Origin of the sequence: Saccharothrix ecbatanensis, assembly GCF_014205015.1 — a bacterium.
Taxonomy (GTDB): domain Bacteria; phylum Actinomycetota; class Actinomycetes; order Mycobacteriales; family Pseudonocardiaceae; genus Actinosynnema; species Actinosynnema ecbatanense.
Genome location: NZ_JACHMO010000001.1, coordinates 1,756,933 through 1,769,174, shown reverse-complemented (window position 1 = coordinate 1,769,174; position 12,242 = coordinate 1,756,933). Strand labels below are relative to the sequence as shown.

Here is a 12,242-nt window from a genome sequence, read left to right as displayed (position 1 = left end):
GGGACATCACCAGACGACAGCTCGGACCAGCGCTGGGCGCTTCCACCGCGTCCCCGGCTAGGGACCTTGGGTTCCAGCGGTGGTCGCCGTGTTCGACAAGACCGTGCGAAGCCACGCCTCGGAGGTGTTGACGTGCACCATCGCACTCGCCTGGGCGAGCAGTTGGTCGCGTGAGCGCAGAGCCCGGTAAATCGCCTCGTGTTCGGCGAGCGTGATGTGCGCCGCGTTGCCTTCGATGAGTCCTCGCCACACCCTCGCCCGGACGGTGCGGCTGGACAGCCCCTCCAGCAGCGAGGCCAGCGTCTCGTTACCGGTGGCGGCGATGACCGTCCGGTGGAACGCGGTGTCGTACTGGATGAGCAGTTCGGCGTCGTCGCTGGCGGCCCGCATGTCGTCCAGGATCTTGGCCAGCGTGTCAAGGTCGCTCTCCGGCATGCGGACCGCGGCCAAGCCGGTGGCCACCGGCTCCAGCAGCCGGCGGACCTCCATCACTTCCAACAGCGTGTCGTCCTGGAGCAGCTCGACCGCGACACCCACGCCTTCCAGCAGCAGCCGGGGCGCGAGGCTGGTGACGTACGTGCCGTCCCCGCGCCGCACGTCGAGCACGCGAGCCGACTCCAGGACCTTCACCGCTTCCCTGACGCCACTGCGGGACAGCCCCATCTCCGCAGCCAGCTGGGGCTCCGGGGGAAGGCGCGTGCCGGGAGGCAGCTGGCCGGACTGGATCATGGACCGGATCTTCGCGATCGCCTCGTCAGTCAGTGCCACCGATACTCCCTGGTCCGCCAGGTCGTCACCTGGACATCACATCTTCGCCCGGATGGTACGACGTTCGACGTCGACCTATGTCAACGTGCATCGACCTTTCGCGGCGATTGATCATATGTCTGACCGGCGCTCCAGGGTAGCCTAAGACATCAGATGTCTAGCGGGGACGAGTTCCCACTGGAGCAGACCGGGAGACCACGTGACCACCTTCCCCACCACGCCCGTTCCGATCCCGGCGAACCAGCACCGGAGCAGGCGGTTCGGCCAGGTCATCGGGGTTCATCCCGAGCACCGGCAGGAGTACCTGCGCCTGCACGCGGCGGTGTGGCCGGAGGTGGAAGCTGCGCTTACCCGGGCGAACGTGCGCAACTACACGATCTTCATCCACGACGACCTGCTGTTCGCGTACTTCGAGTACGTCGGGGACGACCTGGAAGCCGATCTCGCCTCGATCGCCGCCGACCCCACCACCCAGCGGTGGTGGACCCACACCGACCCTTGCCAGCGGCGCCTCACCGACGGTCCGGGCGGGCCTTGGACCGAGATGACCGAGGTCTGGCACCTCGACTGACGGCGTGGCCGCCCAGGATCCGGGGGCACGGAGGAGCACTCGGTGGGGCGGTCCCGGCGGCGATCGCGGCGTGCACGGCTCATCGAGTCGGTTCGTGGTTGAGCACCCCCGATTGGAACACCGCCAGTTCGACGCCGTCGAATCCCGCCGCTAGCACGACCTCGGTCAGCGCGGTGGCGATTCCCGGCCGGTCGACCAGTTCCGGGTCGAGTTCGATCCTTCCGACGTCACCGAGGTCGCGCACCCGCAGGTTCCACGTCGGTGTGCCCGCGTGCACGAGCCACGCTCGTACGGCGACCTCGGCGCGTTCGACCCTGGCGAGGCGGGCGGGGGTGATGGTGATCCCGTAGCGCACTCTGCTGGCGAGGCAGGGCATGGCTGGTTTGTCCCATGTGGACAGGTTCCAGAGTTGGCTTACCTCACGGACGTCGGTCTTGGTCAGTCCGAGGTCGCGTAGTGGTGTGCGGACGCCGATTTCGTCGCCGGCGCGGATGCCGGGGCGGAAGGGGTCGTGTGCGTCGTCGGCGTTGACGCCGGTCGCCACCGCGGGCAGGCCGTGGTCGCGTGCGGTCTTCGTGATGGTGTCCAGCACGGTGGACTTGCAGAAGTAGCAGCGGTCGCGGCCGTTGGCGGCGTATGCGGGGTTGTCCAGTTCCGTGGTCGTGGGCGTCAGGTGGCGGACGCCGAGGTGGGCGGCGAACTCGGTGGCGTGGGTGAGTTCGGCGGTGGCGAGGCTGGCGGAGTCGGCGGTGACGGCGAGCACCGCGTCGGGGCCGAGGGCGCGTGCGGCGGCGGCGAGCACGAGCGCGGAGTCGACGCCGCCGGAGAAGGCCACGGCGACCGGGCCGATCTCGGTGAGGTGCGCGACGAGCCGGGCGGCGGCGGTGTTGGTGTCCATCAGTGCTCCTCGGGGCTTTCGGCGGCGATGGCGAGCACGGTGCGCAGGGGCAGGCCGGTCTGTCGGGCGACGGTGACGGCGTCGTCGTATTCGGGTTTGCCGTGGTGTGGTCCGTGTTTGCGGCGTACCGGCAGGCCGTGGACGTGGACGGTGTCGGTGGTTCGGGGCAGCGCGGTGCGTCGCACGCTGGTCCGCCGCACGCCGAGCGAGCCGGTCTCGGCGAGCATCCGCCGTTCGATGTCGTCCGCGGTCTCGGGCGTCGCCAACGCGTGCAGCACGTGCGCGGGCCTGCCCTTTTTCATCGTGGCGGGGATGGTCCAGCTGTCCAGTGCGCCGGAGTCGAGCAGGTGGGCGACGACGTAGCCGAGGACCTCGCCGGTGACGTCGTCGAGGTTGGTCTCCAGCACCACCAGGTCACGCACGTCCGCGGGCTCGCGGTCGCCGAGCCGGACCACGGCCACGTTGGGCCGGTCGGGCAGGGTCCTGGTGCCGACGCCGTAGCCGGTGGCCGCCATGCGCATCTCCGGCGGCGGGCCGTAGTCGGCGCCGATCGCGCGCAGCAGTGCCGCGGCGGTCGGCGTCACGGTCTCACCCGACAGGCTTGTGCCGACGACGCGTGCGCCCTCCAGCAGCGCCGAGGTGGCCGGGGCCGGACAGGGCAGCACCCCGTGCGCGGTGCGGACCGATCCGGCGCCGATCGGCAACGCTTCGCAGTGCACGGTTCGCACGTCCAGGGCGTGCAGTGCGGCGGCCACGCCGACGATGTCCACGAGGGTGTCGTGGCCGCCGAGTTCGTGCAGGTGCACCCGGTCGGGGTCTTCGCCGTGCAGACGTCCCTCGACCTCGGCGATCGCTTGCAGCGCGGCGACCGCGGTGTTGGCCACCTGCCGGTCACGCACGCGGCCGGCCATGGCGATCAGGTCGCCCGCGGTGCGGCTCGTGGCGTCGTCGGTCACCGACACGACGGCCCGGCTGCCGGTGAGCCCGTGGGTGAGCACCTGAGTGACGGTGAGGTCCCAGCCGGTCAGTCCGGTGTCGGCCACGGCCGCCCGGATCGCGTCCAGCGGTGCGCCGGCGTCGACCAGCGCGGCCAGCAGCATGTCGCCGGCCAGCCCGGTGAACGGCGAGATGACGCAGACGCGGCTCACGGCGTCCGTCCGGCCACGCGGGCGAGCCGGAACGCGGCCATCGCGGCACCGAAGCCCGAGTCGATGTTCACCACCGTGATCCCGGCCGCGCAGGACGCGTGCATCGCCAACAACGCGGTGATGCCCTCCAGACTCGCGCCGTAGCCGGTCGAGGTGGGCACGGCGACCACCGGGCAGTCGACCAGACCACCGACCGCGCTGGCCAGAGCGCCTTCCATGCCCGCCACGACGATCACGGTGTCCGCGGCTCGCAACCGGTCCTGCTCGGCGAGCAGTCGGTGCAGACCCGCCACGCCCACATCGGTGACGGTGGTGACGCCGAGCCCTACGGCGGTGGCGACGGCAGCGGCTTCCCGCGCCACCGGCAGGTCTGCGGTGCCCGCCGCGGCCACCACCACGCCGAACCCCGTCGATGCGGCCGGACGCCAGGTGAGCAGGCGCGCTCCGCTGTCGTAGACGCCGTCCGGCACCGCGGCGAGCACGGACGCCGCCGCGTCGGGTTCCACGCGCGTGGCCAGCACGGGGCCGTCGTTGTGCCGCAGCAGGGTACGCACGATCGCGCTGATCTGGTCGGGTGTCTTGCCGCTGCCGTAGATCACCTCGGGCAGCCCCTGGCGGGCTTCACGATCGACGTCCACCCTGGCGAACCCGAGATCGACCGCGTCCGGTCCGGTCATGCTCGCGCTCCCTGCGTGACGAGTTCGCGCCCGATCGCCCTGAGCAGCGCAGGCGCCTGCCGCATCGCGGTGCCGACGTCGCCCGCGCGCTCCAGCAGCGACCAGGCGGCGACCACACCGACCTCCCGCAGCCGCTCGAGGGTGAGCCCGACCGAGCCCGCGACCACCACGACCGGCACCCCGTGCCGCCGTGCCGCCTCGGCCACCCCGATCGGCGCCTTGCCCCGCAGGCTCTGCTCGTCGAACCGACCCTCCCCCACCACAACCAGCGAAGCCTCCCGCAACTCGTCCTCGACACCGATCTCACGCAGCACGAAGTCGGCCCCCGACGTTCGTCGGGCATCGAGGGCGGCCAACGCCGCGAATCCGATGCCACCGGCCGCACCCGCACCCGGTTCCCCGCTCAAGTCCCGCCCGATCTCCTCCGCCATCACCGCCGCGAACCGGCAGAGCCCCCGCTCCAACACCTCCACCTCCCCCGCCGTCGCGCCCTTCTGCGGGGCGACCGCGGCGGCACCGTTCGGCCCGGTCAGCGGATTGTCCACATCGGACGCCAACGTCACCCGCGCGAGCGCCAACCTCGGGTCCAGCCCCGACAAGTCCACGCGCACCGCGCCCGTCAACGCCCCGCCGCCCGGTCCGACAGGCTCACCCGCGGCATCGGTGACCCGCGCGCCCAAAGCACGCAGCAGACCCGCACCCCCATCCGTCGTGGCACTACCGCCCACGGCGAGCACGAGATCGCGACAGCCACGGTCCAGCGCGGCGCGGATCAACTCACCGGTGCCGTAGGTGTCCGCGGTGAGCGGCGCCAAACGACCACCGGGCAGCACGTCCAACCCGCTCGCCTGCGCCATCTCGATCACCGCACGTTCACCGCGCACGGCGAACACAGCCCGCACCAGCTCACCCGTGGGACCGGTGACCTCAACCTGCACCTCGTCGTAACCCGCACGCACCAACGCCGCCACGGTCCCCTCACCACCATCCGCGACCGGCATCCCCACCGCCCACCCACCCGCACCGGCCACGCCCTCAACCACCGCCGCACAGGCCTGCTCCGCGGTCAGCGAACCCCGGAACTTGTCCAGGCACACCAGAATCGGCCCGTTCACCGGGCCGCCCCGTCGACGTAGGGGATCGTCTGAGGACCTTCCGGCAGCACACACAGCCGGGCGTCCGGCCCGGCCGCCGCGAGAGCCTCCGCCACAGTCGCCGAAACGTCCGCGGTCTGCTCCAGGTGCGCGGTGGCCAACTCGGCGTCACTGAGATGGGAGGTGTGCATGACGACCCGACACTCGGCCTGGATGCGCGCCTGGATCTGCACCTGCCACTGATCCGGCACCGTCACCTCACGGGCGGAGATCTCCGCGAACAGCGCCGCCGGCGAATCAGCGGACGCCAACACCTCGCGGTACGACCCGTGGTCGGGGAAGCCGTCTCGGCACTCTGCCGCGCACACGATCACCCCACCCGGCTTCACCACCTGGTAAGCGGCCGACATGCCCTTCACCGCCTGGTAGAGGTTCTGGTCCAGCGGATAGCCGGAGTTCGTGGTCACCACCACGTCGAACAACCACGGCACCGGCCGCATCGCCACCTCACGCGCGGTACGCACCGCCGCAGCGTGCATGCCAAGCAGGTCACCGCCGAACGCGGCGACCACCTGCTTGTCCTGATCCAGCACCACGTCGAACCCGAACGTCACCCCGGTGGCAGCCGCGATCGCACGCACGTCGTCGTGCACCGGATTGCCCTCCACGATCCCCCACGCCGCCCGCGGATCACCGATCCGGCGCGCGTCGTGCAGCACGAGCACCGTCTCCAACGCCGCCAGACCCGGCGCGACCAGCTTCGGCCCACCCGAGAAACCGGCGAAGAAATGCGGCTCCACGAAACCGGTCGTGATGCGCACATCCGCGTCGACCCACTCGCTGTTGAGCCACACCGGCACGCCCGCGCCGAACTCGCCCATCCACGTCAAACCGCTCCGGTCACGGGCGTCGTGGTTGACGATCCGCACCGAATCGACCACCTCGTCACCGAACATCCGCCGCAACTCGGCCTCCGAGTTACCCCGATGCGTCCCCGTGGCCACCAACACCACCACGTCGGCCAGATCGACCAGGCCGTCCAACTCCTCCAGGATCGCCGGGATCATCAACTCCCGAGGCTGCGGACGCGTCCCGTCACACGCCGAGATCGCCACCGTCTGGCCGAGGCGCACACGATCCCGCAGCGGCTGTCCGGCAACCGGCGCGCGCAACGCCCGACGCAGGATCTCCCGCGGCGCTTCGGTGGCACGGTGGTGCCGGGGCGTCACCACGGTCGTCACCGCCGGGTCGACCCGCAGGTCCAGGCCGGTCTCGCCGTAGGCCAGTCGCACGACGCTCATCGACGGTCCCCCAACCGGTAGACACGAGCGGCCGTGCCGCCGAAAACCAGATCCCGCTGCGCCGCGGAGCACTCGTCGAAAAGTTCGGCGGCCGTGCCGAGAACCTGCTCGTAGGAGGCGGCGAGCAGGCAGACCGGCCAATCGGACCCGACCATGAGCCGATCCGGACCGAACGCCTCCAGCGCCACCTCGACATACGGCCGCAGGTCCGCCACGGTCCACCGCTCCCAGTCCGCCTCCGTCACCAGACCCGACACCTTCGCCACCACGTTCGGTTCGGCGGCCAACTCGGACAGGCGGGGCGCCCACGGCTCCACGATCCGGCCGGCGATGTCCGGCTTGGACAAGTGGTCCAGCACGAACACCAAGTCCGGCAACGCCCGCACCACCTCCAACGCCGCCGTCAGCTGGTGCGGCCGGGTCAACAGGTCATAGACGAGCCCGGCATCACGCACCGCGTGCAGCCCGGCCACCACGTCGGGACGTGTCAGCCAGTCCGGGTCCGGCTCGGCCTGCACCAAGTGCCGGATTCCCACCAACCGCTCACCGCCCGGCCCGCGACGCAACCGGTCCAGCTGCTCGGCGACATCGGGCGCGGTCAGGTCGACCCACCCGACTACACCCGCGACCAGCTCGGACTCCCCCGCCAACGCGAGGAATTCCACCGTCTCCTCGAAGTCCGGCAGCACTTGGACCAGAACCGTGGCATCCACTCCGGCCGCGCCGGCCACCTCACGCAGGTCCGCGAGACCGAAGTCCCGTCGGATCGGCTTCAGCTCCGACTCGTCGAGCCACTCCTGCGGCCGAGCCGCGAGATCCCACAGATGATGGTGGGCGTCGATCCTGATCACTGCGACACCGCCTCCTTCAGCACGTCGAGTTCCGTCCACAGCGCATCGGGTATCGCGGTGGCGGCGTAAGCGGTGTTCTCCGTGACTTCTCGCGCAGTCCGGGCACCGACGACGACACTGGTCACCGCCGGGTGGCGCAACGGGAACCGGATGGCCGCCGCAGCCAGCGGGACACCGTGCTCGGCGCACCGCGCGGCCAAGGCGCGGACGCGCCGCCAGACCTCGTCCGAGGCGGGAAAGTAGTCGTACGTCGCACCGGGCACCGGGTTCGCCAGGATGCCGCTGTTGAAGACGCCGCCGACGATGACGCCCACCTGTCGCTTCTCGCACAACGGCAGCAGGTCGTCGGCGGCGCTCCGGTCGAGCAGGGAGTACCGGCCGGCCACGAGCACGCAGTCGACGTCGGTCTCGGCCACGAACCGGGTGAGCATCGCCGCCTGGTTCATCCCCGCACCGATCGCCCGCACCGCGCCCTCCGCGCGCAACCGCTCCAGCGCCGGGTACGCCCCCGTGACCGCCTCCTCCCAGTGGTCGTCGGGGTCGTGGATCAACACGATGTCGAAGGAGTCGAGGCCGGACCGTTCCAGGCTCTCGGAGAGCGACCGGTAGACGCCGGCGGCGCTGTAGTCGCGCACCCGGACCACACCCGGTTCACCGTGGAAGCCCTCGTCACCGGGCGCGGCCTCACCGGACGTCAACAGCCGGCCGACCTTGGTCGACACCGTGAACTCCGCGCGGGGTCGGGAGGCCAGGAACGGACCGAGGCGCCGCTCGGCCAGTCCCGCGCCGTAGTGGGGTGCGGTGTCGAAGTAGCGGATGCCCGCCGCCCACGCCGTCTCCAGCGTGGCCGCGGCCTGGTCCTCGGCCACCGCCGAGAACAACCCGGCCAACGGCGACGTGCCCAGACCGAGCCGGGTCACCGTCACGTCGGAACGGCCCAGCGGAACCCGCTCGGCGCACCACTCCGGAGCCGGGGAAGTCATCACGCCTGCCCCAGGACGTGGCGTTGCCGGCCCAGGCCGTCGATCTCGACCTCGACCACGTCACCAGCGCGCAGGTAGGGGAAGTCGTTCGCGCCGAACGCGACCCCAGCCGGGGTGCCGGTGTTGATCACATCGCCCGGCTCCAGCACCATGAACTGGCTCAGGTACCACACGACGTGATGCACGCCGAAGATCATGTTCTTGGTGTGGCCGTCCTGGCGCAGCTCGCCGTTGACCCGCAACCGCATACCCAGTTCCCGGGGGTCGCCGACCTCGTCCGGGGTGACCAGCCAGGGGCCGAGCGGGTTGAACGTCTCGCACGACTTGCCCTTGTCCCACTGCCCGCCGCGCTCGTGCTGGAACGCCCGTTCGGTGACGTCGTCGGCGATGGCGTAGCCCGCGATGACGGTGTCCGCGTCATCCGGCGAGTCCAGGTACCGCGCCGTGCGCCCGATGACCACCACCAGCTCGATCTCGTAGTCGGTCTTCACGCTGCCACGCGGGACCAGCACCACGTCATCCGGACCGACCACCGTGTTCGACGCCTTCATGAAGACCACCGGCTCGGCGGGCGGCTCCGTCGCGGTCTCGGCAGCGTGGTCGGCGTAGTTCAACCCGATGCACACGACCTTCCCCGGACGGGTGACGGGCGCACCGAGACGCTGCCCGGTGATGTCGACGACCGGCAGCACTCCCTCGGCCAGGGCCGCCCGCACCCGAGCCACACCGCCACCCGCCAGGAACGCGCCGTCGATGTCGGCCGTCAGCGGGGCCAGGTCGTAGGCGACGCCGCGGGCGTCCAGAACAGCAGGCCGTTCGAGGCCCGCCGAGCCCACGCGCAAGAACTTCATCGAGATTCTCCTTGACTACGAAGGGATAGGAGCCCGGACGTCACGGCTGGACCGGGACGCCGCCGTCCGGGTCCACGTGCTCGCGCAACCACCGCTCGGTGGTGCTGATGTGCACGAGAGCGGCGGCCTTGGCGAGGGCGGCGTCACGGTCGACCAGTGCGTTGTAGATGGCTTCGTGCTCGGCGAGGGTGCGGCTCGCCGCGTTGTCGTCGACCAGCCCGCGCCACACCCTGGCGCGCACCGTGCGACCGGAAATGCCTTCCAACAGGGTCGTCAACGTCGCGTTGCCCGTGGCGGCGACGACGGCCCGGTGGAAGGCGGCGTCGTGCACGTTGAGCAGCTCCACGTCGTCACGGGCCAGGCGCATCGCGTAGAGGTGACGTTCGACCTCGGCGAGCTCCGAGGCGCTGATGCGGGTGGCGGCGAGCCCGGTGGCGACCGGCTCGAACAGCCTGCGCACCTCGGTCAGCTCCAACAACGTGTCGCCGCGCAGCAACTCCACCGCGGACGCGATGCTGCCGAGCAGCACCTCCGGCTCCAGGCTGGTCACGTAGGTGCCGTCGCCCCGGCGGATCTCCAGCACCCGCGCGACGACGAGCGCCTTGACGGCCTCCCGCATCAGGTTGCGGGACAGGCCCAAGTCGGCGGCCAGCTGCTGTTCGGGGGGAAGTTTGGATCCCGGTGACAGTTCGCCCGACTGGATCAGGTCTCTGATGCGGTCGATGGCCTTGTCGGTCAGTGACATCGGTGGCTCTCCCAAGAAGCGGCGGCGCGGTCGCCAGGCTAACAATACATCCCACCTCTCAGGAAGAGGTTGGATGTCTCAAACCGCCCGAGGCCTTCGACCGTGACGCTCGACCTGCACTTTTACGAACTTTGGGCACAGTCAGCCGCCAGAGCTAGACAACGACGCCCCGGCAACCTATAAATCCATCCCATGTCCGGTGCTCAGTTGTTGCAACGTGCACATGCCACAGACACACACGACACAGGGGCACGATGACTGAACTGATCACCGCCGTCGACGCGGTCGACGTGCGGTTCCCGACCTCGCGCGAGCTCGACGGCTCCGACGCCATGAACCCCGAGCCCGACTACTCGGCCGCCTACGTGACCATCCGCACGAGCACGGGCGCCGAAGGGCACGGCCTGGCGTTCACCGTGGGACGCGGCAACGACGTCGAGGTCGCCGCCGTGCGGGCCTTGGTGCCACTGATCGTCGGTCTGCCCGTGGACGAGGTCCTCGGTGATCTCGGCGCGTTCTCCCGGCGCTTGACCGGCGACGCCCAGCTGCGCTGGCTCGGCCCGGAGAAGGGCGCCATCCACATGGCCGCCGCCGCCATCGTCAACGCCGTCTGGGACCTGTACGGGCGACGCGAGGGCAAGCCGGTGTGGCAACTGCTCTCCGAGCTGTCCCCCGAGCAGCTGGTCGACCTCGTCGACTTCCGCTACCTCGAAGAAGCCCTCACCCGCGACGAGGCGCTCGACATCCTGCGCCGCGCCGAACCCGGTCGCGCCGAACGCACCGCCCACCTCCTGCGGCACGGGTACCCCGCCTACACGACGACCCCCGGCTGGCTCGGCTACGACGACGAGAAGCTCGTGCGCCTGTCGAAGGAAGCCGTCGCCGAAGGGTTCACCCAGATCAAGCTCAAGGTCGGCGCCGACCCCGCCGACGACCTGCGCCGCCTGCGCCTGGCCCGCGAGGCGGTCGGGCCGGACATCAGGATCGCCGTCGACGCCAACCAGGCCTGGGGCGTGCGGCAGGCGATCGACTGGATGACCCCGCTGCTGCCGTACGACCCGTACTGGATCGAGGAACCCACCTCACCCGACGACATCCTCGGCCACGCCGCCATCCGCAAGGCGCTCGCTCCGGTGAAGGTCGCCACCGGCGAGCACACCCACAACCAGGTGATGTTCAAGCAACTGCTCCAGGCCGGCGCCCTGGACATCCTCCAACTCGACGCCAGCCGCACCGCCGGCGTCACCGAGAACGTGGCGATCCTGTTGCTGGCCGCGAAGTTCGGCGTCCCGGTCTGCCCGCACGCGGGCGGGGTGGGGCTGTGCGAGATGGTCCAGCACCTGGCGATGTTCGACTACGTCGCCGTCAGCGGTACGACCGAGGACCGGGTCGTCGAGTACGTCGACCACCTGCACGAGCACTTCACCGACCCGGTGCGGATCCGCGACGGCCACTACCTCGCCCCCACCGCACCCGGCATCAGCGCCGAACTGCACCCCGCGTCCATCGCCGCCCACCGCTTCCCGGACGGGCCCGTCTGGAATCTGGAGACCACCGCGTGAGCACGCCCGAACTGGCCGGCCTGGCCGCCGTGGTGACCGGCGGCGCTTCGGGCATCAGACTGGCCACCGCCCTCCTGCTCGCCTCCCGCGGCGCCCGCGTCGCGTGCCTGGACCTCACGCCGGACGGCGTTCCCGATCCGCTCGTCGGTGTCCGGGCGGACGTGTCCGACGACGTCACCGTACGGGCGGCCGTCGAGGAGGCCGCGCAGCGGCTGGGCGGCATCGACATCCTGGTCAACAACGCCGGGATCGGCGCCCAGGGCACCATCGAGGACAACCCCGACGACGAGTGGCGACGGGTCTTCGACGTCAACGTCTTCGGCATCGTCCGCACCACCCGTGCCGCGATGCCTCACCTGCGCCGGTCCCGCCACGCGGCGATCGTCAACACGTGCTCCATCGCCGCCACCGCCGGCCTGCCCGACCGCGCCCTGTACTCGTCGACCAAGGGCGCGGTGCTGGCCCTCACCCGTGCGACCGCCGCGGATCTCGTCCGCGACGGCATCCGCGTCAACTGCGTCAACCCCGGCACCGCCGACACACCGTGGGTGGCCCGCCTGCTCGACCGCGCCGACGACCCCGAGGCCGAACGGGCCGCCCTCAACGCCCGCCAGCCGACGGGTCGGCTGGTGACCGCCGACGAGGTCGCCGCCGCCATCGCCTACCTGGCAAGCCCTTCGTCCGGTTCCACCACCGGCGTCGACCTCGCCGTCGACGGCGGGATGAGCGGACTGCGCGTCCGCCCCCGTCCCTGACCGATCCCTCGAGTTTCCCGTAGCACCGCCGCTAGGAG

At 70.8% G+C, this 12,242-nt stretch carries 13 protein-coding genes; 3 read left to right on the top strand and 10 right to left on the bottom strand.

What is annotated here, in order from left to right:
• Positions 1 to 57 precede the first annotated feature (57 nt).
• The gene (locus F4560_RS07815; protein WP_184918143.1) at positions 58 to 768 is read right to left on the bottom strand and encodes a FadR/GntR family transcriptional regulator; all 711 of its coding nucleotides are present in this window, start codon (positions 766 to 768) and stop codon (positions 58 to 60) included.
• A gap of 199 nt (positions 769 to 967) precedes the next feature.
• Between F4560_RS07815 and F4560_RS07810 the strand changes: the two genes are divergently transcribed.
• The gene (locus F4560_RS07810) at positions 968 to 1,339 is read left to right on the top strand and encodes an L-rhamnose mutarotase (RefSeq protein ID WP_312868777.1); all 372 of its coding nucleotides are present in this window, start codon (positions 968 to 970) and stop codon (positions 1,337 to 1,339) included.
• Between the two features lie 79 nt (positions 1,340 to 1,418).
• Here F4560_RS07810 and larE read toward each other — a convergent pair whose 3' ends face one another.
• From larE to F4560_RS07765, 9 genes are read right to left on the bottom strand one after another with little or no spacing between them, the layout of a single operon-like run.
• The gene (larE, locus tag F4560_RS07805) at positions 1,419 to 2,237 is read right to left on the bottom strand and encodes an ATP-dependent sacrificial sulfur transferase LarE (RefSeq protein WP_184918142.1); all 819 of its coding nucleotides are present in this window, start codon (positions 2,235 to 2,237) and stop codon (positions 1,419 to 1,421) included.
• Positions 2,237 to 3,385 carry a nickel pincer cofactor biosynthesis protein LarC gene (gene larC / locus F4560_RS07800; protein ID WP_312868775.1) on the bottom strand — a complete coding sequence of 383 codons (1,149 nt, stop codon included), beginning with the start codon at positions 3,383 to 3,385 and terminating at the stop codon, positions 2,237 to 2,239. Before larC ends, larE begins: the two co-directional genes overlap by 1 nt.
• On the bottom strand, positions 3,382 to 4,062 hold the full coding sequence (gene larB, locus F4560_RS07795; protein ID WP_184918141.1) for a nickel pincer cofactor biosynthesis protein LarB: 681 nt from the start codon (positions 4,060 to 4,062) through the stop codon (positions 3,382 to 3,384). Before larB ends, larC begins: the two co-directional genes overlap by 4 nt.
• Positions 4,059 to 5,177 carry a glycerate kinase gene (locus F4560_RS07790; protein WP_184918140.1) on the bottom strand — a complete coding sequence of 373 codons (1,119 nt, stop codon included), beginning with the start codon at positions 5,175 to 5,177 and terminating at the stop codon, positions 4,059 to 4,061. Before F4560_RS07790 ends, larB begins: the two co-directional genes overlap by 4 nt.
• Complete coding sequence (larA, locus tag F4560_RS07785) at positions 5,174 to 6,457, bottom strand: nickel-dependent lactate racemase (RefSeq protein ID WP_184918138.1); 1,284 nt, start codon at positions 6,455 to 6,457, stop codon at positions 5,174 to 5,176. Before larA ends, F4560_RS07790 begins: the two co-directional genes overlap by 4 nt.
• Entirely contained in the window at positions 6,454 to 7,305 is an 852-nt protein-coding gene (locus F4560_RS07780) for an amidohydrolase family protein (RefSeq protein WP_184928966.1), read from the bottom strand. The genes larA and F4560_RS07780 overlap by 4 nt, the downstream gene beginning before the upstream one ends.
• A complete protein-coding gene (locus F4560_RS44225) occupies positions 7,305 to 8,291 on the bottom strand; it encodes an aldo/keto reductase (RefSeq protein ID WP_184918136.1) in 987 nt (328 codons plus the stop codon). The genes F4560_RS07780 and F4560_RS44225 overlap by 1 nt, the downstream gene beginning before the upstream one ends.
• Positions 8,291 to 9,142 carry a fumarylacetoacetate hydrolase family protein gene (locus F4560_RS07770; protein WP_184918134.1) on the bottom strand — a complete coding sequence of 284 codons (852 nt, stop codon included), beginning with the start codon at positions 9,140 to 9,142 and terminating at the stop codon, positions 8,291 to 8,293. Before F4560_RS07770 ends, F4560_RS44225 begins: the two co-directional genes overlap by 1 nt.
• Before the next feature lie 40 nt (positions 9,143 to 9,182).
• On the bottom strand, positions 9,183 to 9,887 hold the full coding sequence (locus tag F4560_RS07765) for a FadR/GntR family transcriptional regulator (RefSeq protein ID WP_184918132.1): 705 nt from the start codon (positions 9,885 to 9,887) through the stop codon (positions 9,183 to 9,185).
• 254 nt (positions 9,888 to 10,141) lie between these two features.
• On the opposite strand from F4560_RS07765, the gene F4560_RS07760 reads away from it, so the two are divergent.
• Entirely contained in the window at positions 10,142 to 11,449 is a 1,308-nt protein-coding gene (locus F4560_RS07760; protein ID WP_184918130.1) for an enolase C-terminal domain-like protein, read from the top strand.
• Positions 11,446 to 12,204 carry an SDR family NAD(P)-dependent oxidoreductase gene (locus F4560_RS07755; RefSeq protein WP_184918128.1) on the top strand — a complete coding sequence of 253 codons (759 nt, stop codon included), beginning with the start codon at positions 11,446 to 11,448 and terminating at the stop codon, positions 12,202 to 12,204. The genes F4560_RS07760 and F4560_RS07755 overlap by 4 nt, the downstream gene beginning before the upstream one ends.
• Positions 12,205 to 12,242 lie beyond the last annotated feature (38 nt).

Bases quoted from the DNA above. Each gene is read 5' to 3' on its own strand.
- F4560_RS07760 (WP_184918130.1), top strand. From the start codon at position 10,142: ATGACTGAACTGATCACCGCCGTCGACGCGGTCGACGTGCGGTTCCCG.
- larE (WP_184918142.1), bottom strand. From the start codon at position 2,237: ATGGACACCAACACCGCCGCCGCCCGGCTCGTCGCGCACCTCACCGAG.
- larA (WP_184918138.1), bottom strand. From the start codon at position 6,457: ATGAGCGTCGTGCGACTGGCCTACGGCGAGACCGGCCTGGACCTGCGG.
- larB (WP_184918141.1), bottom strand. From the start codon at position 4,062: ATGACCGGACCGGACGCGGTCGATCTCGGGTTCGCCAGGGTGGACGTC.
- F4560_RS07765 (WP_184918132.1), bottom strand. From the start codon at position 9,887: ATGTCACTGACCGACAAGGCCATCGACCGCATCAGAGACCTGATCCAG.
- F4560_RS44225 (WP_184918136.1), bottom strand. From the start codon at position 8,291: ATGACTTCCCCGGCTCCGGAGTGGTGCGCCGAGCGGGTTCCGCTGGGC.
- F4560_RS07770 (WP_184918134.1), bottom strand. From the start codon at position 9,142: ATGAAGTTCTTGCGCGTGGGCTCGGCGGGCCTCGAACGGCCTGCTGTT.